Genomic DNA, 20,965 nt, shown 5'->3' on the forward strand with positions numbered 1-20,965 from the left:
CGGATCGTTTTTTATATACACAAAAAAGTTCACGTACTAAGTACGTGAACTTTTTTGTGTCACTACATATGATTTAACCGCATTAAGAAAAACTCAAGCACAAGTTTCTTATCCATCTTTCCAGTCTTCATACTATAATCAGCTTCCGCCAATTCTATAATAACTTTTTTTAATTCTTCAAAAGAGAAAAACTTCGTTTGATTCATCGCCAACTTTACCCGGTACGGATGTACACCAATATGGGACGCGATTTGATTTTGTCCGTAACCACGCTGTTGCAACTCTTTCACTTGATGCAGCAAGCGGAACTGACTTACTAATAAAGCGAGCAGTTTAATCGGTTCTTCCTGCTGTGTAAATAATCCGTCTAAAATTTGCATCGCACCAGCGATATCTTTTTTCACCACTTTTTCTGTTAAAGCAAACACGTTTTGCTCAACAGATTTCGGCACAAGTTCCGTGACAAGTTTTGGCGTAATTTCTCCGCCCATACCGACGTATAACGTTAACTTGTCCATTTCCTTCGCCAACATTGTTACATTACTTCCCACAAGCTCTAACAATAAACTAACAGCTGCATTATCAATATGCACATGCACCTCATCCGCACGAGAAACAATCCACTTCTGAACATCCTGCACTTGCATCGCATTTGCTTCTATTACATCCGCTGTTTTCTTTAATAGTTTTGTAATTTTTTTTCGTTCGTCTAATTTTTCATAAGGCGCAACAAAAACAAGAATAGAAAAAGGAGATGGCTCCCCAATATATTCTTCTAAAATTTTTATATTTTGTTCTAATTTTTCTTTTTGTGCCGTTAAAAATAGTGGTGATTTTATTAATATAACTTTACGCTCTCCAAAAAAAGGAAGCGTATGCGCATCCTCAACTACATCTTCTAAATACGCTTCTTCCAAATCGTATGTCACAACATTAAACTCTCGATCTTCCTCTTCAAGCGCTTCCGTTGTAATAAGCTTTATCGTTTCATTTATAAAATAAGCTTCCGTTCCATACAGTACATACAACGGAGCGAACTGTTTCTTTTTAATCTTCTTATGTATATCACTCATATTTTTTCCTACTCCCTAACTTAGCAATATATATTTATACTAATGCCCTAGCTTTTGTTTTACAAGTACAAAGGGACGGTCTTTATAACCCGCCCCTTTATTTATATAAAACGCCACGCAATAAGCCCCGGATTTCTTATTGGTGTGCGGTAATCACCTTCCCTTTATTATTTACAATAATAATCTTAGTATAAGTGCCAACTGTTAACATGATTGGAAATGAAAAATTCACGCTACTTAACTAACTAGAAAAAGTATACAAATACTCTATTTCACTTCATATGGAAATTGTAGATTTTTTTCTGACAATATTTTATACTAAAATGGAATGTTGGGGAGGGATTCTAAATGAATGATTTTGAACAAAACGTTCAAAGTAAACGCAATGACGCTATTGATTCAGGGGTAGGATTTATCGTCTCATTTGGTTTTTTCGCAACACTTTTCATTATTGCAACTGTTATTAAATTCATCGGTTCTTAAAGGCTGCTGCTTAACGGCAGTCTTCTTTTTTTCATCTTCTATGTGTTTCATCATATGTGATTTTACTTTGAAAGGTTCCTTTTTCTCCATTAAAAACATAGGAAATAGCACCTTGCTTATCCGTACGCCATATATCAATACCCATCTTCTTAAAACGCTCTATAACTTCCTTATGCGGGTGCCCATACCTATTACGCTCCCCCACAGAAATAATCGCTACAGCAGGCTGTACAAGGCTTAAAAATGGATCTGTAGACGATGTTTTACTCCCATGGTGGGCAACTTTTAAAATATTAGCCCGCAAATCAGGATATGTTGATACTATAAACTTTTCTCCTTCTTCTTCTAGATCACCCGTAAATAGCCATGTTAGTCCCCCTAGTCTGGCCCATAGTACAATCGAAGAGTCATTTTCTCCCTTTTCTTTCCCCTTTGGAGCTAATACGAAAAATTCCGCTTCATTTACCCTCCAACCGTCCCCTTCTCCTACTACACTTATCTTCATGCTCTTTTCTAACGCCTTTTTCTTCACCACTTTTTCCAATACAGCATCTTGTTCCTTTCTCCCAAATACAACTTCTTTTACAATAATAGATGACAGCAAATCCAGCGCAGCACCTATATGATCCGCATCTCCGTGCGTTACAATTAATTTATCAATCGTTTTTATACCTTCTTTTTGTAAAAAAGGAACAAGAATATCATGCCCAACAGAAAATTCATGCTTTTTCTGTTGCCACGCTTCCTTCTTGACAGGAAGGGCTCCTCCTGTATCAATAAGATAAACCTCTTTATCGTATGGAAGACGAATTAATATCGCATCTCCCTGTCCAACATCAAGAAATGTAACACTCCCACTTTCGCGAAAATATGGATATACATAATGACAAGTACTAATAAAAAGAAACACACCCACAACTATGCACAAATTTTTTTTCGTTATTACCCTTTCCCAAATCACAAATATACTAACGATACTAAAACAATATATAGCCACAAGAAATAAAGGAGTTTGACCAAAAGTAAGTCGGATGAAAGGGAAACTTTCACAGTAACTTAGAAAATCATTAGAAATGGTTAAACATAGTGAAAGTACATATGCAATTCCTTTTGCGAAAAATGGAATAACCGGCATACATATAAGAATAATGATGCTACACGGCAATACAATAATGGATAGAAAAGGAACATATATAAAATTGAGGAAAATGCTATAAGGAGAAAAATAACCAAAATGATATAACAAGATGGGGGTACTAGCGAGCTGTGAAATTATAGAAATGTAAATAGAATTTCGAACTATCCCATTACTACGCCCTAATAATATCGGCGCAGATAGTAGTAAAGAAAAACTACCTACAAATGAGAATTGAAATCCAATGTTGAAAATAAGATACGGATCGTATATAAGCATACATATAGCTGTTATACTTAAGGCGTCTAGACTAGATAAGCGAACAGAGCACATGAAAGCTACCAATAATAAAACTCCTGTTATAGAAGCCCTCACAACAGATGGCGACGCCCCAGCTATGATCATATACAGAGGAATGCAAACTATAAGGCATACTGTTGCTGTCTCTTTCGTCACACCACTTCTTAGCAAAACAAAATACATTATAACCATTAATAGTACGATATGCGATCCTGAAATTGCTAACAAATGTATAAGACCAAATTGTTGATATTGCTCTTCTACTTCAAACGTCATTTGTTGTCGATCTCCAAATAATAATGCGTTCATAAATGCACCTGATTGTTCCGGGAACATTTCTGTAACTTTCGAGATTGTTTGTTGCCTGAGAAGGAAAATCCATTGCACGAGTGACAACGATGTTTTGTGACATTCAGAAATGTATGTCACATCAAATATAAAATGTATTTTTTGCTGATATAAATAATTACGATAATCAAAAACATGAAAATTCCGGGCAGTTTGTGGTTCTTTCACCTCCCCTTTAAATGTACACGATATACCTACATGTAATTGTTGCAACTGCTTCTTTTCCGAAGCAGATTGTATTTTATAATTTAACTGCACTAAGTTTTTATTCTGATCTTCAATTTGAAAAGAGAGACGATCCCCATTAATTAGAGGTGTATTTTGCACGACCCCTCGTGTAACTTCATAGGACTCCCCTAGCGGCTTATTTAGACTCTGAACATACGTGGTGTACATAACGCCACTAAAACACGCTATTATACAAAATATGAAGGTTTTACGCGAAGTACGATATAAACAAAATAAAACATAACAAACGAAACAACAAGCAGCCAACAAATGCGATGCGGAAAAGGTAATTGCAATCCCAATTATAAACGAGATTGCAACATAGCCCCATTGCCCATTCAACTCATACTCACTCCTTATAGCATCATTTTCGCTTTAGTGAATACACGCTGTAATTCTTCCATTGATAAATTATCTTTTTCTAAAGCTGCGAATAATTCCTTTAGCTGTAAATGACGCTCTTGTTCCTCTAGCGATGTAATATCGTATTCTAGCGGAACGTGCTTTACCGTTACACTCGCTTGTTCAAATAACTCTACGGCATACGGATGATTTTTATAGTCCTGTGCATAATAAACCGCTGTAACACCACTTTGAATAATCGCCTTACAGCACTGCAAACAAGGAAAATGTGTGACATAAATTTCCGCTTCCTCTGTTTTTGCACCAAATTTCGCACATTGCAATAAAGCATTCATTTCAGCATGAATTGTCCGAACGCAATGATTATCAATGACATAGCAACCATCGTCTATACAATGCACACCACCTTTAATTGAACCGTTATATCCACCAGCAATAATTCGTTTATCACGAACGATTGTCGCTCCTACCGCAAGCCTTGTACATGTACTACGTAAAGATAGTAGATGGCTCTGCGTCATAAAATATTGATCCCATGAAATTCGTTCCATATTTTTCACCTTCTTTTTTGTCTACTTGTAGTGTAGCGAAAAAAGAAAAACTTCGTCAATCTTTTATGGAATAATAATTTGATCTTTTATTTTCTCTAAAGACTTCGCACCAATCCCATCAATTTCTAATAAATCTTCTATTTTCTGAAACAGACCATGTTCTTCTCGATATTTCAAAATACTTTCCGCTTTCCGAGAACCAATGCCTGTTATTTTTTCAAGTTGCTCTTTAGAAGCTGTATTTATTTGCACTTTACCCTCGCTTTTTGAAAAAGTAGCCCCTTCTTGCACTGGCTCATTCTTGTTAGGAACATAAAGAAGCATTTGGTCTTGGACCATTTGCGCCAAATTCACTTTCTTCACATCTGCATCCGGCAACAAACCACCAGCTTTTTCAACGGCCTCCTTCACCCGGTCCCCTTCCTTCATTTCATACACACCCTCTTTAAAAACCGCCCCTTTCACATCAATTATAATTATTTTTTTCTGCTCCTTTGCATCCAATACTTTCGGTTTACTTTTTTTCTCCACATCTTTCACTTGAACTTCCGTTGTAACGAGCGATCGCTCTGTTTGCTGATTCGTTTTCCAGAAAAAAAGAAAAATCAAAGTGCCAATAATAACCACTAATCCCAACCATTTTTTCGGAAAATCCCACATCATTTTACACCTCTAATCATAAATTTATAACATCATTCATATTGTTTAGGAGAAAGCTGTTACGAAGGAGGGATGAAACATTGAACATAGGAATTATAGGGACAGGGAACATGGGGAGTATACTAATCGATGCATTTTTAGAAACCCGTGCTGTCAAACCTTCGTGCCTTACTATTATTAATCGGACGCCTGCCAAAGCATATCATATAAAAGAAAAATACCCTTCTGTTCATATAGCCAAAACAATCCAAGAGGTAATCGAACAATCCCAGCTTATTTTCATTTGCGTAAAACCGATAGACATATACCCTATTCTACAAAAATACGCTGACCATTTTTCAGACGAAGATTGCTTAGTTTCTATCACAAGCCCCATATCTCCATCACAATTAGAAACACTTATACCTTGCCACGTCGCTCGTATCATTCCAAGCATCACAAACCGCGCCTTATCCGGCGCATCACTATTTACATTTGGAAATAACTGCTCTCTAGAATGGCAACAAAAACTACTTCGTCTATTCAAAAACATTTCTACTCCCCTTGTTATAGAAGAAGATATAACACGCGTTTCATCTGATATAGCAAGCTGCGGCCCTGCTTTTTTTAGTTATTTATTACAATGTTTCATTAACGCTGCTGTAGATAAAACAAATATTACACATGAAGAAGCCACTACTTTAGTAAGTGAAATGGTCATTGGAATGGGGAAATTACTCGAAAAAGAAATTTTCACATTACCTACTTTACAAGAAAAGGTATGCGTTAAAGGCGGTGTTACAGGAGAAGGTATTCGTATTTTAGAAGAGCACGTTGGGGATATGTTTCATAAATTAATCGAACGGACACACGAGAAATTTGATGAAGATTTAAAATGCGTTGAGCAGCAATTCAATAAACACACATAATAAATACGCCATCGTAATCCCAAACCCTTTTTATTAATACTTATCTTTTTCATGCTACATTTTCACTAAAACTAGCATTTTTACACTTTACACATATCATCTTTTTATTTTTCTAGAACTAAAACTACATCTTTTCTATAAAACAAAAGCAACCTTATCGGTTGCTTTTCTTTTATCCATTCTTCTTCGCCATAAAAAAGATGCGCTCTGTTTGTTCTGTCACTTCAATTCGTTCAAAGTCACCTGTGACGCGAAGCACTGTAAACCCAGCTTCTTCAAGCCATTTTGTTAACACTTCAACCGAATACGCACGTTGCACGTGACATTCGTCAAAACGATGATACACATCTTCTTCTGAATCTTGTACAAAGAATGTCAAATCATGTTCCACACTATCTGATTCTTCTCCAGGGAAGCAGTTCCAAATAAGTGATATTTCTTCGCCGTTCACTGTATATGTTTCATTTTGAAATACGTGATGTATTTTATATAAAGAGTGTACATCGAATAAAAACAAGCCATCCTGACGTAAATGGTGGAAAACTCTTCTAAATGTTTCTTGCACTCCATCTTCTTGCAATACGTAATTTAATGAGTCACAAAAGATTGTCACACAATCAAATTCACCAGGAACATCGAGCTCTCTCATGTCTTGTTGGTAAAAAGGAATAAAATATCCTTCTCCCCCCAATTTTTGCTGCGCGACAGTTAACATTTCTTCCGAAAGATCTACACCAATTAAGTCATAACCTTTTCGCACAAGCGGAAGTGTTACGTTACCAGTTCCACATGCTACGTCAAGGATTTTTGCCTCTTTCATAGATGCCTGTTGTAAACTTTCCTCTGTGAATTCCACCCATTTATCATAAGGGACATCATTCATCAGTTCGTCATACAGCAAAGCAAATTGTTCGTATTTCATTGATCTAGCTCATCTGCAATATCTTCACGCGGCACATCGCCCCATAGACGCTCTAAATTATAGTGATTACGCTCATCTTTATGGAATACATGAGCAACCACATCACCAAGGTCTACTAAAACCCAACGTGCTTCATCAAAGCCTTCCATACGTTGTACGTTAATTTCGAACTCATGTGCCTTCGCTTTAATTTCACGTGCAATTGCTTGTACTTGCTTGTCTGAATTTCCGTGACAAATAATAAAATAGTCTGCAATCGGTGAAATACCTTGCATATTTAGTACAACCATATCTTCTGCTCTCTTATCATCAGCTGCTTTTGCCGCTAATACTAATAACTCTTTATCTTTCATTTATTAATTTCCTCCTTGATAACTTCATTGTATGTTTGGAATGTTAATGGATAAATCGTTTGATCTTTTTCCATTAAAAATTGAATTGTTCGCTTTAAAGCAAACAGTAAAGCTTGATTTATATCTTTATATGCGAGTTTCCTCGCTTCTTCCACACCAGGAAACTTACGTCCTGGTTCAATGTAATCTGCTACATAAATAACTTTATCTAACATTGTCATTTTTTCATGACCACTTGTATGATATGTAATAGCTTGTAGAATTTCAGGATCAGTAATGCCTACTTCTTTTTCTACTAAGTATGCCCCAACAGGTGCATGCCATAACTCTTTGTTATAGTGCAGTAGATCCTTTGGCAAAGCTTCTCTCTTAATAATCTCTTCCATTTCTGGAATCGCTCTACATTTTGCATAATCGTGAAATATAGCAGCCGTCTCTGCCTTTTTCTCATCTACACCATATAACCTAGCAAGTTCAATCGCTGTTTCCATTACACCAACCGTGTGTATATAACGTTTTTCATGCATTTGTTGTTTGACAATACTAAGTGCTTCCTCACGATTCATACAACCCATTCCTCTCGATATATACCTGTACTTTTTCGGGGAGTAAATATTTGCACGTTTTCTTCGTCATATATCTCTCACGTAACAGAGAAGAAGAAACTGCAAACTCCGGAATTTCCACTTTTACGATATCATAAGGCGTATGTAATGTATAACCTGGTCTTGCAACTCCAACGAAAGTCACAAGCTTAAGTAACTTTTCAATGTTATACCACTTCGGCAAATACTCAACCATGTCTCCGCCAATAATAAAGTGAAACTGCACATCCGGATACTTCTCCGTTAATTGTACCATAGTATCGTACGTATAAGATGGGCCTTCTCTGTCTAGCTCTTCTAAACAAATTGAAAAGTATGCTTCTTCCTCAATCGCTATTTGCAGCATGTTTAATCGACTTTTCACACTCGTAATGTTACGTCCTTGCTTGTGCGGTGGAACTTGATTCGGCAAAAACCATACCTCTTCCAACCCTAAAGCATGATACACTTCATTTGCAATTAACAAATGCCCATTATGAGGTGGATCAAACGTGCCACCAATAATGCCAATTTTTCTCAAAAGAAACGCTCCTTCCTTTTACATACAGCAACTCTCCCCATACAAATTCGAAGAGAGCCCACTGTTAATAAAAGTTCAATTGGTTTCGCTTTCTACATATCAAGCGTCCATTACGAAATAACTCACGTATATCTTTTATCGAGGAAGCTTAATCTGCTTATTTTCTCTTGATTCTTTGTATAAAACAATTGTGCTTCCGATTACTTGAACGATTTCAGCTCGTGCACCTTGTGCAAGCTCTTCTGCAACTTCACTACGATCAAATTCACAGTTTTGTAATACGCTCACTTTAAATAGTTCACGAACTTCTAATGCTTCTCCAATTTGTTTCACCATATTTTCATTCACGCCACCTTTTCCAACTTGAAAAATCGGTGTTAAATGATGTGCCTTTGCACGTAAAAACCTTTTTTGTTTTCCTGTTAACATATAATTAGCCTCCAAGCTCTCTCATTACTAATTGTTTCATTCTATCAATATTCGGCACACACCCTGTCCACATTTCAAACGCAAGTGCACCTTGATAAACGAACATATCGATTCCATTTTGAATTATTGCACCTTGTTCTTTCGCATCGCCTAAAATTTTCGTCTCAAATGGATTATAAATAATATCAGAAACAATCGTTCCTTGTTTCAATGAACGAATTTCCAGCGGCGTATACTCAACATGTGGATGCATACCTATCGTTGTTGTTTGGATGATAATATCATATTCCCCTTGATTTTCTGCTGCACATTCTAACGATAGAGCATGCGAATTAACATTTGCCATGCACCCAGAGATAAGGTTTTTCGCCTTATCTCTCGTACGATTAGCAATATCAATTTCTTTCACACCTACATCGGCAAGCGAGAAGTAAATAGCTCGGCTAGCACCACCTGCACCGATTAATAAAATACGTTTCTCTTGAAGTGGATCTTCACTAATTGACTGCAGGGCACGAACAAAACCAATTCCATCTGTATTATACCCAATCAATTTTCCATCTCGATGAACTACTGTATTTACCGCACCGATTTGCCTTGCTAACGGGGCAATCTCATCCAAGTACTCCATAATTGCAACTTTGTGCGGAGTCGTTACATTAAATCCTGAAATACCTAATGCTTTCAAACCTTTTACTGCTTCCCCTAGCGCTTCTTCTTCTACAAGAAACGCATGGTAATGGGCATCCATATTCAAGTGTTCAAATGCATCGTTATGCATAACGGGTGATAATGAATGTCCAATTGGATTTCCGATTACACCATATAATTGTTTCATAAATCCCTCTCCATATTAAATTAAAGATTTACGTAATGAAACACTTACTCCTTTTGGTACATGAGCAACAATTTTCGCTCCTGATTCATTTACAGTAACCCAGCCTAATCCAGAGAATACAACATCCGTTTTCGGCTCACGAATATTAAATTCATATTTCACAAACTTAGGCATATTTTCTAATTCTTCTGGTGTCGGTGGATTCAATAATTCTCCAGCGTGTTTTTCGTACAATTCATCAGCCTTTTCAAGCTTTGTACGATGGATTGTTAAACGGTTTGAGAAATGACAAGTGAATGCACGACGGCCCCCACTTACATAATCAAATCGTGCTAATCCACCAAAGAATAATGTTTGTTCTTCATTTAATTGGAATACCATTGGCTTAACTTCTGTAGTCGGTGTAATAAGCTTTAAGCTTTGTTTCCCAACATAATGCGCCATTTGATGATGATTAATAATACCTGGTGTATCGTATAAAGATGACGTTTCGTCTAATGGGATATCAATTAAATCAAGCGTTGTTCCTGGGAAATGTGATGTTGTAATTACATTCTCAGTCTCATCACTAAACTCTTTAATCATACGATTAATAAATGTTGATTTACCAACATTCGTACATCCAACAACATAAACATCTTTACCTTCGCGGTAATGCTCAATTGCATCAGCAAGTTCAGCGATTCCTTGTCCTTTAGCTGCACTAATTAAAAAGACATCTTCTGGTTTTAAACCAAGTTGCTTTGCACTATAGCGCATCCAATGTTTTACTTTATCATGCTTAACTGACTTTGGAATTAAGTCAGCCTTATTCCCTACAAGTAATACTTTATTGTTCCCTACAAAACGATGTAAGCCCGGTAACCAGCTACCATTGAAATCGAAAATATCTACGATTTTAACCACTAGTGCGTCTGATTGTCCAATTCCGTTCAAAATACGAAGGAAATCATCATCTGTTAAAGATACATCTTGAATTTCGTTATAATGTTTCAAACGAAAACAACGTTGGCAAATTACTTGTTCTTTTTCTAAAGATGATACAGGAGCGTATCCTACTTCATTTTTATTTTCTGTTTGAATTTCTACACCGCAACCAATACATTTAATTGTTTCAGTCAAACTTTATTCCTCCCAGTTAATTAAGCCTTTTTTCTTCATGTTTCTCATAATTCTTCGTTCAATTTTCCGATTAAATCGTGTCACCAATCCGTCCGTTTGCGCTACCGGTACAACTAAAATTGTATGAAGTCCCACACGATTCCCGCCGAGCACATCCGTTAGTAACTGATCTCCAATTACTACAACTTCATCTGGCTGCAGGTGCATCTCATGTATCGCACGCTTAAATGCGCGAACAAACGGTTTGCGCGCACTATGAATAAACGGAATACCTAATGGGTCAGCGAAGTCTTTAACGCGTTGCTCGTTGTTATTTGAAACGACCGTTACTTGAATATCATTTTCTTTCATTTTCAAAAACCACTCTTCAAGCTGTGGCGTTGCGTTTGGACGATCCCATTCAATTAAAGTGTTATCTAAATCAGTAATAACTCCTTTAATTCCACGTTTTTTCAAATCTTCTGGTTGAATATGATATATATTTTTCACATATTCATTTGGTAAAAATAACTTCAATTTCTTTCACCTCTTTGAGGATTTTTCATAAAATTTTTCGACAACATTTTTCGATAGATAACCTGTGGATAAACTTGTACACACTTTCCACGTTAATTTTTCAGTCAATTTGGAATTTACTAACAATCTATCCACATTTTATCCACTGAGTTATGTGGATAACCTCTTGTTTGTGACTGTCATATTTTTTTGGTACATTAAATGCAACAACGAATCAATCCTTATATTATTAGGAGGTGACTCACCTTGAAAACAAAACATATGGAACAGTTATCTACTGATTTACTCACTGAGTCTTATTATAAAGCAAAAGAACTAAAATTAAATCCCGACTTCATTTTACTTATAAAACAAGAAATTATTAGACGCTCGTTAGAGGACAAGCTCGTCAAATCTTCTTGAGTACATATAGATTGCTGATTGACCTGTAAAAAGAGCCATCCTGCGATGGCTCTCGAATAAACAAGTACTCCCATCTAGGGGATTTCTTCATTAAGCATCTTTGTCCACATTTCTTAATTAGAGCTTCATAAGTATATTATAAAACCTTTTCTTTACTTATGAGATACTCGGGTTGCAATTTTTTCACCAAGACGCAGCTCTTGCCCACTTGTCAATTCCTGCACTGCTTTAATCATATCTTTTTCAAATAATAAAACAACTGTTGAGCCAAATGTAAAGTATGCCATCTCTTCACCTTTTTGAACAGTACTTCTTTCATGAAGGAGCTCGATACTATTAACAAACATAGCACCTACTTTTACAAGTGCCATATGTTCGCCGTCACTATTTACTTCTGTAACAGAGCGATAATTTTTTGACAATGGTTCTTTCCCATACTCCATACCCGCTGCATTTACCGGATATGATTTTCTACCGAGTACAAATCTTTCAGTCACAGAGCCAGAAAGCGGGCTATGAATGCGATGATAATGACTTGGACTCAAATAAATCACCATATATGTACCGCCTGCATATCGCTTTGCACGCTCTTCATTACCTAGCATATCCACAATTGAATAACGCTTTCCTTTTATATCGAATGTTTTTGTATCCTCAATAGGACCTTGATCAGCAAAAACACCATCAACAGGACTAACGATACTCGATGCATCAGTATCAATACTACGCTTTCCTTCTTTTAGCCTACGTGTAAATAAATCATGCAATGTTCCATATTCCTTCAAACCCTTTTCCATCTCATCTTGATTAATTTGAAAAACTTTCACATACGATGGAATAATGATAGAGCTCAAACGAGATTGTGCAAATTTACGTAATATATAAGAAGTAAAACGACCATTTGTAAGTTCGATCATAAGTCGATATAATGTCCGTCGCAAATTACGAAACCTCCTAATCAGCCTATAACTTTAGTTTCCCCTTCTTTTCTCTCTATATCATATGTAAAATTGGTTCTTATTCCCACATATAGAATGGAGCCGTCTCGTTATACACGAAGAAAAACTAAGTATAATTTTTATTCTTAAATTGTTTAGCACCTTCTAATATTACAGATAGAACCCGCCATTTTCAACAGTGAACATGTATTTCTTCTTAGAACAGCTCGTTTTCTTTCCGTTTTCCCGAAAGAAAAGCAGCCACTTTTAAAGTGTAGCTGCTTACAATACACATTATTCTTTTGCTTTTTTCTCTTTCTCAGCCCGCACAAATTCATGGAACATTTTCATTAAAGCACGCTTTTCAATTCGCGATACGTAGCTTCTTGAAATACCGAGTGCCTTCGCAATCTCCCTCTGTGTTTTCTCTTTATCAAGCCCAAGTCCAAAACGCTTCACAATTACTTCTTTCTCTCGTTCGTCCAAAATATCGATATACTCTTTAATTTTTTCTAACTCCATACTAAGCTGAATCATATCAATTACATCTTCAGATTCTGATTTTAATATATCAATAAGCGATATTTCATTACCCTCTTTATCTTGCCCAATCGGATCATGAAGTGAAACGTCTTTTTTCGTTTTCTTCAGCACACGTAAATGCATCAAAATTTCATTTTCGATACAGCGTGCTGCATATGTTGCAAGCTTAGTTCCTTTCCCTGCTGAATAGCTTTCAATCGCTTTAATAAGCCCAATGGTACCAATTGAAATTAAATCTTCTGCATCTTCACCAGTGTTTTCGAATTTCTTAACAATATGAGCTACAAGCCGTAAATTATGTTCAATTAAAAGATTTCTCGCTTGAGCATCACCTTGCTCCATTAACTCTAAGTACTTTCTCTCATCATCTGATGATAACGGCTGCGGGAACGCATTGTTCTTCACATAAGAAACAAATACAAACACTTCTCGAACCATATATCCAATTGCGGCGAATAGACTCAAACCTTTCACCTCCGCCAAAATAGTGGTCTTTACTATGTGTATGTGGGCATGAGGTTGTTTGTGTCTGTACGATGTAAATATGGAACTCTTAACTTAATGGCATTCTTAAACCACTCAACGCTAATCATTAAATTTTTCTATAAACATAGTAAAAGCCAATCGAAACGTATCGATTGGCTTTTACTAATATTCACTCCAAATTTTCTCTCCAGTATGCGCATCTATGTAACGAATTTTCCGACTACAATCGACGGATTCTTTATGATTTTCACTCCTCGTTTGTTTATACAGCAGTTTATATTTCATTTCCTCTGCATCATGATCTATACACCATTCTAATTTTACTCGAATGACCTCTTTATATATTTCTAACGCTTTTTCTTTTGTTACTTTTGGTGTTGTTTCATGTGCAAGTAACTCTTCTATTATATTGCTAGATTTTCCCGAGTAATGCATCACAGCACCATTTTCTGTATTAATGTTGACCATGAATTCCCTATACTCTACCGGAATTTCATTCACATATACTGAAAAGACAAATCTTTCAATCCCTTCATCTTCGTCACGTTCATCCCAAAGGCGAAGATATTGTGTAACATCTGGAATAACATGTTCTAAAAATTGAAGTGCTTTTTGTAAACATTCCTCTCTAGACAGTATTTGTTTTACTTCTTTATCGTCTGCCAGTTTTATAAAACCAATTAATTCCTTGGTTGATTTATCAATCGTAATGCCAACTAAATTATTATATTTTAACATCGGTAAATGCTTTTTTAAAAATTCATTCATTAAATATGGATTCTTTTCTTCTTTCTGTTTTTGTAATTCCTCTTTCGAAACAAATTTCATCCTTATTCCATCTTCATTTTCTGTCTCAGCCACTTTTGTAAAACTTTCTTTATCCCAGTCAAATAAATCGAATATATCATCTTGTTGACTACCTTTTTTCGGTTTTTCAACAGCTACAGTTGGAGGCAATTTATAATGATCTGGGTCAAATAAATCTTTACCTGTACTTGCATCAATAAACGCATGACTAGGTTCTGGTTCATATACAAGATGATAGCCTTTTACTTCCTCACCATTTTCATATTTACATGAAGAATGTGTTAAATCCACAAATACAAGTCTCATATCTTGTCTAGCTCTCAAAGTTTCTAAAACGACGTTCTCCTCAACAATTTCAATTGGCCATAACGGTTTTTTCCCTATAGCTTTTTGTCCATTGTAATGAAAATGCACAACATTACCTGAAGGATGAATTCGCACAACACATCCTGTATTCGGCAATGGATATCCATTCACTTCCTGCATATAATTTATTTCTTTCCAACCACGCCAGTCATCCTTAACTGACACATATGTATAAAATTCTAATTCTTCTTCCACATATTTTTTTATAAATACATTTGCAATCTCTCTTGCCTTATTCTCCTCTATCACTTCTTTATCACTCGAAAAATAATTTTCATCATCTATCCTGAATTCGAATAAATTACCAGTATGCCTATTTAATGTAATTTGTATCTTTTTCTCCTCATCCTCTTTATGCCCCCACCATAATAGATGATACGGATCATCCACTCCTTCTTGATCATCTACAACAAGCCTATATTCATCTGGAATTTCAATAATATGGGCCACTTGCTCTTTTCTTTTTTTATCTTTTGGATTCATCATACCCTCTCCTTTATTACAATTTAAGGTAATTATAACAAACAAAACCAAAAGCCGTTATCAAAAAGACAAAAAACTGAAACAATTAGTTCATACGAATTTCACATGAATCTATTACTATAAGAATTGTACATAGTGAAATTACTAACAATGACGTTTATTCATATATAATTTCATTTGAAAGGGGTTGAAAAGATGAAAACTAAATATCGCTTTATGATCTCATCATTTGCTGCTTGCGCCTACATGATTTGGTGTTTAGTATAATAACAACTTCACTTGTAAATAAGAAAAGGTGTGTATAGAAATGGAATATAACCAATCAACAGTTAACTACTGGAAAGCTTTTGTATTACCTTATACATTCGCTTTAGAAGAGTTAAAAACTAAATTTGAAATTATGAACCGGGAAGCTCAATTTTTAGAAGACTACAACCCGTTTGAACATATAAAAACAAGACTTAAACAACCCGAAAGTATCATTAGGAAGCTTGAGCGTAAAAACTTATCACCAACAGTTGAAAATGCTCAAACACAATTACAAGATATTATTGGCATCCGTATTACATGTTGCTTTGTAGAAGATATTTATCATTTAAAAGAAGTTATTGAAAATCGTGGAGACATGGAAATTGTAGAAGTAAAAGATTATATTGCTAATCCAAAAGGAAATGGCTATAAAAGTTTGCATATGATTATTAAATATCCATTGTCACTAAATTCTGGTACGAAAGATGTCTTTGCAGAAATTCAATTACGTACACTTGCCATGGACTTTTGGGCAAGTTTAGAACATAAACTTTACTACAAATATGAAGGAAATATACCTGACTATTTGAAAGATGAACTACATGACGCTGCTATGAAAGCTGAAGACCTCGATAATAAGATGGCAACAATCCGTCAAGATATTGATGACATTGAAGCATGTTCAAATCAAATTTTATTACCACTATAAAAAGGTTCTCTCCTATGAGAACCTTTTTATCCCGCTATTTGCGGGCAGTAAGACTCCCACTGATTAAAGTTTCACTTTATTTCTTCTCTATCGTACGAACCTCTTCAATCTTCCACCCTTCGTCTTCTTTTCCAAGTGCGTACTGCATTTTCTTCTGAAGAGTAACCTCTCCATCTACTTCTTTTTCCTCCGTTTCAACAATAACAAGCCCACCTTTAAGAGCTTTCATATTCATATGTTCTAACTCTATTTTCTTATTTCCCTTTTGAAATGCCGCTTCCTTTTGTGTTTTTAAGTCTTCAGCACTAGGCATCTTCTTTGAAAATAACTCCATATGTTCAGCAAGATTTTTTTCATTCGTCGTCCGTACAAATGCCTCAATAACATCTTGAATGGATTTCTCTTCTTCTTTCGTTATATGTACCTTTTCCTCAGTTTTCCCAGCAGATTTTTGTTCTATATTATTCTCTTGAGATTGACATCCAACTAGCAATAATACGAATACTAGAAGGAATCTTAATTTCCCTAAAAAAACGCTCATCTTTCCATCTCCTAAAAAGAAAAGTGAGGCATTTCGCCTCACTTTCATTTATAATTAGCGTCTTCCTTTATTCGGATCGCCGCCGCCAACGATGTCAAAGACACGTTTAGCTATATTTGTATTCTCTTGAACGCCAGAGAATAAGTATTTACCTGGTCCGAATGCATATACGTTCACATCTTCACCTGTATGTCCACCCGTTGTCCAACCTGTAACCGAACGCTTATTGAAGATATCTTCAATTGCATTATCAATCTTTGTTACATCTTTTGATGGAGCTATATCATTTACAGCTTTAATTTCTTCTGGTGTTAATTGTAGATCAATATACTTTTTCAATGTTTCTTCTACATTTGCACCTTTTACAATCTCATTTGCCATAAAGTCTGGCGTACGTTTCGCAGCTTTAATCGGATCTACTTTAAAGTTATACTCACCATTCGCACCTAAAGATAATCCGCCAGTAGCATGGTCTGCAGTTGCAACAACTAATGTGTTCTTATCTTTTTTCGCAAACTCAATTGCTGCTTTAAACGCTTTTTCGAAGTCTTCCATTTCACTCATTGCACCGACAATATCATTATCATGTCCAGCCCAATCAATTTGACTACCTTCGACCATTAAGAAGAAACCGTCTTTATTTTTGTTCAAGCGCTCAATCGCTGCATTTGTCATCTCTTCTAATGAAGGTGTTTTGTCAGTACGGTCAATCATTTTGTCTAAACCACCTGGTGCAAATAAGCCAAGAACTTGATCGCTTTTATCATTTAATAATTGATTACGATCTGTTACATAACTATAACCAGACTTCTTAAATTCTTCTGTAAGATTGCGGTCTTTTCTAACAAAGTTCTTTACGCCCCCGCCAAGCATAACATCTATTTTATGCTTACCTTTAATTTTTTCATCAAAGTAATCATTTGCAATTGCGTCCATATTTTTACGACTAATATCATGTGCACCGAATGCAGCTGGTGTTGCATGTGTAATTTCAGAAGTTGCAACGAGTCCCGTTGACTTCCCTTTTTCTTTCGCTTGCTCCAATACTGTTTTCACTTCAGCTTTATCATTATCTACTGCAATAGCTGCGTTATATGTTTTTATACCTGCTGACATCGCAGTAGCTGCCGATGCAGAGTCTGTAATATTTTCATGTTCATCTTCTGGATATGTTTTTTGTGTTCCTACAAGATGCTTATCAAATTCTGTAGATTCCATCTCAAATGTTTTTGGATTATCTTTCATATAACGATGAGCTGTCATATATGAAGGCCCCATACCGTCCCCAATTAATACAATGACATTTTTAATTTTTGCATTGTTTCCGTTCTCATCTGCATTAACCTCACTAGAACGCGTAAAATTCCATGTTGCTACCGAAGTAACTGCTAACGACGCCACAACTGCAAATGGCCATGCTTTTTTTACAAACTTTTTCACTGTCTTGTCCCCCTAATTAGGTTATTCATTTCCCACTATCAAATTTAATAGAAGACTGTTAAGAGAAAATGAGTTATATGTAAATTTTTTGTTAACTTATGTAAATTTAAGTTATAATTTGTATAAGTTTGTCTTTTCATATCAAGCATACTCCCCTTTACAAAGATAAATATAAACAGGTTGGATTTCTTTTAATACGAACCTATTATTTTACATTTCTTAATATTATTCTTATTTTTTCTAATTTAAATAGAAATATGGTGAACTTTATGAAAACAGTAAAACTAGACGAATCTTCCATTCCAGCCTTACTCTCTCTTTGCGAATCAGTTGGGTGGTTACAGCATGCGAGTTTTATGAAAGAGCAATTCCATATGTACCTTTCCATTGGCACAATTTTTGGCTATGTACATGAGAATAAACTTATTGCAGCGGGCGGGGTCTTTTCGTTTGCCCCTGGATTTTCTTCTATCGGTATGTTAATCGTGCATCCTGATTTTCAAAGAAAAGGAATTGGCCGTATTTTGTTAAACAATAGCTTAAAAGTAACTTATCCATCGCTCCCTATTACACTCATTGCAACAAAAGCTGGTGAATCCTTATATGTATCTTATGGATTTCAATCAATAACAACAATTCATCGTTTCGAAAAACAAGCGGCTCATATAAGTACAAATTCTTTTCCCATAAAACAAATTCAGCAAGCCGATCTTCAATCTCTCATTTTTCTTGATCAAACTGCGACTGGTGCAGATCGTTCTAAGCTTTATTTATCACTACTATCGAGAGCAACTTACTCCTTTAAAATAGAGCGGGATAATCAAATAGATGCTTTTGCTTTATGCATACAAAAAGGAGATGTACTATGTATCACTCCACTTATTTCAAAAAAAGAAAAAGACGCTATTCAGTTATTAGAAATAATTTGCAACTCGTGGAATGGGACAATACGCATTGATGTTCCGCACTCACAATTCATTTTCCGTCAATTTCTTCAAACAGAAAATTTCCAGGAAACGCTCCTTTCACCTCTTATGATAAAGAATGGTAATCAACTTCCTGGAAATCGTAATATACTATTTGCTATGATAGATGCAGCGTTATGTTAGAAAGGGGACACCTAATTGAAGCGATTTAGCTATTTTATGGTAGGTTGTCTTACTCTTACACTATTAGTAGGATGTAGTGCAGCAGAAAAGCCAGTAGAACAAGTAAAACAAGTTAAAAATACAATTACAGCGAAACTAGCTACCGAGGAAAAAATGGTAGAGATAGATGGTCAAACGATTTACTTTAAAAAGATTGGTGATGAAAAACCACCTTTACTTATGATCCATGGATTTGGAGGATCATCCAATGGTTTTCAAAAGGTTTACTCAGATTTAGCAAAAGATCATACGATTATTTCTGTTGATGCTTTAGGATTCGGACGTTCCTCTAAACCGATGGATTTTTATTATTCTTTCCCAACTCATGCAAATTTGTATTATAAGTTAATGAAAAAATTAGGGTATGACTCATTCGCAATACTGGGACATTCTATGGGCGGAGAAATTTCTCTTAATTTAACATATTTATACCCCGAAGCGGTTACCCACCTTATTTTAACTGATGCTACAGGCGGCCCTCATACGTTCGTTAATAAACAAGGTTCACCAAAACCAAAGTTGTCGACTGATTTAAGTGCCGTTTCTTCTATTGCAGATTATGATGAGAGCAAAGTTAAATTCAAGCGTAATGATGAAGAGCATTATAATAAAATGAAATTATGGCCTAGGCGTCTTCAAATCAATGCAACTGAAATCAAGCAACCAACTTTAATTATATGGGGAAGAAATGATAGTAGCGTTTCTTGGAAAGAAGGAGAAACTTATCATCAATTCTTAAAAAATAGCACTTTCCATATTATTGAAAAAGGTTATCATGCTCCATTTCGTCAAGAGCCACAAGAATTTGTAGGGTATGTAAAAGATTTCTTCGAGAAAAATCCTATAAGTGCTGAAAAATAAACGGGTATCTCCTTTTGAGATACCCGTTTTCATATATTAAGCAGCTTGCTTTTGGCGTTTTTGAACTTTTGATCCTAGTACTTTTGGAATAACTAAGCCATCAATTCCAAGTTTTCCAGCATTCATACCAGAAACAAGAACGAACATGGATAAGATAACCATTTCAGGGTTTACACCAATTGACCCACTAAACATATAGGAAAAGTTCATTACAAGACCGAAAAAGACCGCTGTTTTTGTTAAACAGCCTACAATTAAACCAATTCCGACTAAAATTTCTCCCCACGTCACAAGTGTATTAAATAAATCAACGTTTGGAATTGCAAAATCTTGTAAAAATGATGCCCACCAAGATTGAACAGCTGGTTGTGCTCCTTTAGATTTTTCAATTGCACCTTGTAAATAACCAGTTGCATCGAAGCCTTTCCCTTGTAGTTTACCGATTCCAGCCATTACCCATGTGTAACCAAGATACACTCGAATTATCGCTAATACAAAAGAAACTGCTTTGTTTTCTCTTAAAAATTGAATAATCATATCTTCCTCCTAAAGTTGTAATTAATTCAGTTACAGATAATATAATAACATTAGTTACTTACTTTTAAAACGTTAATCGTGAATAATTTGTGACATACATA

Annotated in this window: 24 protein-coding genes; 6 read left to right on the plus strand and 18 right to left on the minus strand. The window is 35.5% G+C overall.

The features are described 5' to 3' along the window. Window positions 1-62: 62 nt before the first annotated feature. Entirely contained in the window at window positions 63-1,073 is a 1,011-nt protein-coding gene (holA, locus tag MKY90_RS22100; RefSeq protein ID WP_002034073.1) for a DNA polymerase III subunit delta, read from the minus strand. Window positions 1,074-1,421: 348 nt separating this feature from the next. Between holA and MKY90_RS22105 the strand changes: the two genes are divergently transcribed. Beyond that, window positions 1,422-1,556 (plus strand): YqzM family protein, encoded by a 135-nt coding sequence (locus MKY90_RS22105; RefSeq protein ID WP_000997609.1) that lies wholly within the window; start codon window positions 1,422-1,424, stop codon window positions 1,554-1,556. Window positions 1,557-1,587: 31 nt separating this feature from the next. Here MKY90_RS22105 and MKY90_RS22110 read toward each other — a convergent pair whose 3' ends face one another. The 3 genes from MKY90_RS22110 to MKY90_RS22120 all read right to left on the minus strand — a co-directional run bounded on the left by MKY90_RS22110 (window position 1,588) and on the right by MKY90_RS22120 (window position 5,144). After that, the gene (locus MKY90_RS22110; protein ID WP_098167992.1) at window positions 1,588-3,909 is read right to left on the minus strand and encodes a DNA internalization-related competence protein ComEC/Rec2; all 2,322 of its coding nucleotides are present in this window, start codon (window positions 3,907-3,909) and stop codon (window positions 1,588-1,590) included. Window positions 3,910-3,923: 14 nt separating this feature from the next. Then, window positions 3,924-4,481 (minus strand): ComE operon protein 2, encoded by a 558-nt coding sequence (locus MKY90_RS22115; protein ID WP_002088698.1) that lies wholly within the window; start codon window positions 4,479-4,481, stop codon window positions 3,924-3,926. Window positions 4,482-4,544: 63 nt separating this feature from the next. Beyond that, the gene (locus tag MKY90_RS22120; RefSeq protein WP_002015211.1) at window positions 4,545-5,144 is read right to left on the minus strand and encodes a helix-hairpin-helix domain-containing protein; all 600 of its coding nucleotides are present in this window, start codon (window positions 5,142-5,144) and stop codon (window positions 4,545-4,547) included. A gap of 77 nt (window positions 5,145-5,221) precedes the next feature. Here MKY90_RS22120 and comER point away from each other — a divergent pair, with 77 nt between their 5' ends. Beyond that, window positions 5,222-6,049: a late competence protein ComER gene (gene comER, locus MKY90_RS22125; RefSeq protein WP_078177914.1), complete on the plus strand. Its 828-nt coding sequence runs from the start codon at window positions 5,222-5,224 to the stop codon at window positions 6,047-6,049. A 172-nt stretch (window positions 6,050-6,221) separates the two neighbouring features. Here comER and MKY90_RS22130 read toward each other — a convergent pair whose 3' ends face one another. From MKY90_RS22130 to MKY90_RS22165, 8 genes are all read right to left on the minus strand, one after another. Continuing rightward, window positions 6,222-6,971, minus strand: a complete 750-nt coding sequence (locus tag MKY90_RS22130; protein ID WP_002111917.1) for a class I SAM-dependent DNA methyltransferase — start codon at window positions 6,969-6,971, stop codon at window positions 6,222-6,224. Then, window positions 6,968-7,324 (minus strand): ribosome silencing factor, encoded by a 357-nt coding sequence (gene rsfS, locus MKY90_RS22135; RefSeq protein ID WP_000653209.1) that lies wholly within the window; start codon window positions 7,322-7,324, stop codon window positions 6,968-6,970. The genes MKY90_RS22130 and rsfS overlap by 4 nt, the downstream gene beginning before the upstream one ends. After that, window positions 7,321-7,890: a bis(5'-nucleosyl)-tetraphosphatase (symmetrical) YqeK gene (gene yqeK / locus MKY90_RS22140; protein ID WP_002143180.1), complete on the minus strand. Its 570-nt coding sequence runs from the start codon at window positions 7,888-7,890 to the stop codon at window positions 7,321-7,323. The genes rsfS and yqeK overlap by 4 nt, the downstream gene beginning before the upstream one ends. Continuing rightward, a complete protein-coding gene (locus MKY90_RS22145) occupies window positions 7,880-8,449 on the minus strand; it encodes a nicotinate-nucleotide adenylyltransferase (protein WP_002015218.1) in 570 nt (189 codons plus the stop codon). The genes yqeK and MKY90_RS22145 overlap by 11 nt, the downstream gene beginning before the upstream one ends. Window positions 8,450-8,584: 135 nt before the next feature. After that, window positions 8,585-8,878: a ribosome assembly RNA-binding protein YhbY gene (gene yhbY, locus MKY90_RS22150; RefSeq protein ID WP_002015220.1), complete on the minus strand. Its 294-nt coding sequence runs from the start codon at window positions 8,876-8,878 to the stop codon at window positions 8,585-8,587. A gap of 4 nt (window positions 8,879-8,882) precedes the next feature. Next, on the minus strand, window positions 8,883-9,716 hold the full coding sequence (gene aroE, locus MKY90_RS22155; RefSeq protein ID WP_002015222.1) for a shikimate dehydrogenase: 834 nt from the start codon (window positions 9,714-9,716) through the stop codon (window positions 8,883-8,885). A 15-nt stretch (window positions 9,717-9,731) separates the two neighbouring features. Further along, a complete protein-coding gene (gene yqeH, locus MKY90_RS22160) occupies window positions 9,732-10,838 on the minus strand; it encodes a ribosome biogenesis GTPase YqeH (RefSeq protein ID WP_002015224.1) in 1,107 nt (368 codons plus the stop codon). 3 nt (window positions 10,839-10,841) lie between these two features. Next, a complete protein-coding gene (locus tag MKY90_RS22165; RefSeq protein WP_002015225.1) occupies window positions 10,842-11,354 on the minus strand; it encodes a YqeG family HAD IIIA-type phosphatase in 513 nt (170 codons plus the stop codon). A gap of 246 nt (window positions 11,355-11,600) precedes the next feature. Here MKY90_RS22165 and MKY90_RS22170 point away from each other — a divergent pair, with 246 nt between their 5' ends. Further along, window positions 11,601-11,756 carry a sporulation histidine kinase inhibitor Sda gene (locus MKY90_RS22170; RefSeq protein WP_002015226.1) on the plus strand — a complete coding sequence of 52 codons (156 nt, stop codon included), beginning with the start codon at window positions 11,601-11,603 and terminating at the stop codon, window positions 11,754-11,756. 152 nt (window positions 11,757-11,908) lie between these two features. Here the strand turns inward: MKY90_RS22170 and MKY90_RS22175 are convergent, their stop codons facing one another. The 3 genes from MKY90_RS22175 to MKY90_RS22185 form a co-directional block, all read right to left on the minus strand. Then, the gene (locus MKY90_RS22175; protein WP_002129166.1) at window positions 11,909-12,697 is read right to left on the minus strand and encodes a phosphatidylserine decarboxylase; all 789 of its coding nucleotides are present in this window, start codon (window positions 12,695-12,697) and stop codon (window positions 11,909-11,911) included. 291 nt (window positions 12,698-12,988) lie between these two features. Next, complete coding sequence (gene sigK / locus MKY90_RS22180) at window positions 12,989-13,702, minus strand: RNA polymerase sporulation sigma factor SigK (protein ID WP_000051382.1); 714 nt, start codon at window positions 13,700-13,702, stop codon at window positions 12,989-12,991. 183 nt (window positions 13,703-13,885) lie between these two features. Then, window positions 13,886-15,382, minus strand: coding sequence for a YcdB/YcdC domain-containing protein (locus tag MKY90_RS22185; protein ID WP_341092561.1), 1,497 nt, complete (start codon window positions 15,380-15,382; stop codon window positions 13,886-13,888). Window positions 15,383-15,686: 304 nt separating this feature from the next. On the opposite strand from MKY90_RS22185, the gene MKY90_RS22190 reads away from it, so the two are divergent. Next, the gene (locus MKY90_RS22190) at window positions 15,687-16,337 is read left to right on the plus strand and encodes a GTP pyrophosphokinase (RefSeq protein WP_002015229.1); all 651 of its coding nucleotides are present in this window, start codon (window positions 15,687-15,689) and stop codon (window positions 16,335-16,337) included. A gap of 76 nt (window positions 16,338-16,413) precedes the next feature. Here MKY90_RS22190 and MKY90_RS22195 read toward each other — a convergent pair whose 3' ends face one another. Both MKY90_RS22195 and MKY90_RS22200 read right to left on the minus strand, forming a co-directional pair. Next, entirely contained in the window at window positions 16,414-16,878 is a 465-nt protein-coding gene (locus MKY90_RS22195; RefSeq protein WP_098167990.1) for a hypothetical protein, read from the minus strand. A 54-nt stretch (window positions 16,879-16,932) separates the two neighbouring features. Then, window positions 16,933-18,318 carry an alkaline phosphatase gene (locus MKY90_RS22200; RefSeq protein ID WP_002129171.1) on the minus strand — a complete coding sequence of 462 codons (1,386 nt, stop codon included), beginning with the start codon at window positions 18,316-18,318 and terminating at the stop codon, window positions 16,933-16,935. A gap of 269 nt (window positions 18,319-18,587) precedes the next feature. On the opposite strand from MKY90_RS22200, the gene MKY90_RS22205 reads away from it, so the two are divergent. Both MKY90_RS22205 and MKY90_RS22210 read left to right on the plus strand, forming a co-directional pair. Further along, the gene (locus MKY90_RS22205; RefSeq protein ID WP_002129172.1) at window positions 18,588-19,427 is read left to right on the plus strand and encodes a GNAT family N-acetyltransferase; all 840 of its coding nucleotides are present in this window, start codon (window positions 18,588-18,590) and stop codon (window positions 19,425-19,427) included. A 15-nt stretch (window positions 19,428-19,442) separates the two neighbouring features. Further along, a complete protein-coding gene (locus MKY90_RS22210) occupies window positions 19,443-20,327 on the plus strand; it encodes an alpha/beta fold hydrolase (protein ID WP_002129173.1) in 885 nt (294 codons plus the stop codon). Window positions 20,328-20,363: 36 nt separating this feature from the next. Here MKY90_RS22210 and MKY90_RS22215 read toward each other — a convergent pair whose 3' ends face one another. After that, a complete protein-coding gene (locus tag MKY90_RS22215) occupies window positions 20,364-20,864 on the minus strand; it encodes a DoxX family protein (protein WP_098167989.1) in 501 nt (166 codons plus the stop codon). Window positions 20,865-20,965: the final 101 nt, after the last annotated feature.

Source organism: Bacillus sp. FSL P2-0099 (assembly GCF_038007445.1).
GTDB lineage: Bacteria > Bacillota > Bacilli > Bacillales > Bacillaceae_G > Bacillus_A > Bacillus_A mycoides.

What these genes read in the sequence shown, in the direction of transcription:
- MKY90_RS22215 (WP_098167989.1), bottom strand. Translation starts at nt 20,864, where the DNA reads ATGATTATTCAATTTTTAAGAGAAAACAAAGCAGTTTCTTTTGTATTA.
- MKY90_RS22205 (WP_002129172.1), top strand. Translation starts at nt 18,588, where the DNA reads ATGAAAACAGTAAAACTAGACGAATCTTCCATTCCAGCCTTACTCTCT.
- yqeK (WP_002143180.1), bottom strand. Translation starts at nt 7,890, where the DNA reads ATGAATCGTGAGGAAGCACTTAGTATTGTCAAACAACAAATGCATGAA.
- MKY90_RS22190 (WP_002015229.1), top strand. Translation starts at nt 15,687, where the DNA reads ATGGAATATAACCAATCAACAGTTAACTACTGGAAAGCTTTTGTATTA.
- MKY90_RS22120 (WP_002015211.1), bottom strand. Translation starts at nt 5,144, where the DNA reads ATGATGTGGGATTTTCCGAAAAAATGGTTGGGATTAGTGGTTATTATT.
- yhbY (WP_002015220.1), bottom strand. Translation starts at nt 8,878, where the DNA reads ATGTTAACAGGAAAACAAAAAAGGTTTTTACGTGCAAAGGCACATCAT.
- holA (WP_002034073.1), bottom strand. Translation starts at nt 1,073, where the DNA reads ATGAGTGATATACATAAGAAGATTAAAAAGAAACAGTTCGCTCCGTTG.
- MKY90_RS22115 (WP_002088698.1), bottom strand. Translation starts at nt 4,481, where the DNA reads ATGGAACGAATTTCATGGGATCAATATTTTATGACGCAGAGCCATCTA.
- MKY90_RS22185 (WP_341092561.1), bottom strand. Translation starts at nt 15,382, where the DNA reads ATGATGAATCCAAAAGATAAAAAAAGAAAAGAGCAAGTGGCCCATATT.
- MKY90_RS22195 (WP_098167990.1), bottom strand. Translation starts at nt 16,878, where the DNA reads ATGAGCGTTTTTTTAGGGAAATTAAGATTCCTTCTAGTATTCGTATTA.
- aroE (WP_002015222.1), bottom strand. Translation starts at nt 9,716, where the DNA reads ATGAAACAATTATATGGTGTAATCGGAAATCCAATTGGACATTCATTA.
- MKY90_RS22105 (WP_000997609.1), top strand. Translation starts at nt 1,422, where the DNA reads ATGAATGATTTTGAACAAAACGTTCAAAGTAAACGCAATGACGCTATT.
- rsfS (WP_000653209.1), bottom strand. Translation starts at nt 7,324, where the DNA reads ATGAAAGATAAAGAGTTATTAGTATTAGCGGCAAAAGCAGCTGATGAT.
- MKY90_RS22130 (WP_002111917.1), bottom strand. Translation starts at nt 6,971, where the DNA reads ATGAAATACGAACAATTTGCTTTGCTGTATGACGAACTGATGAATGAT.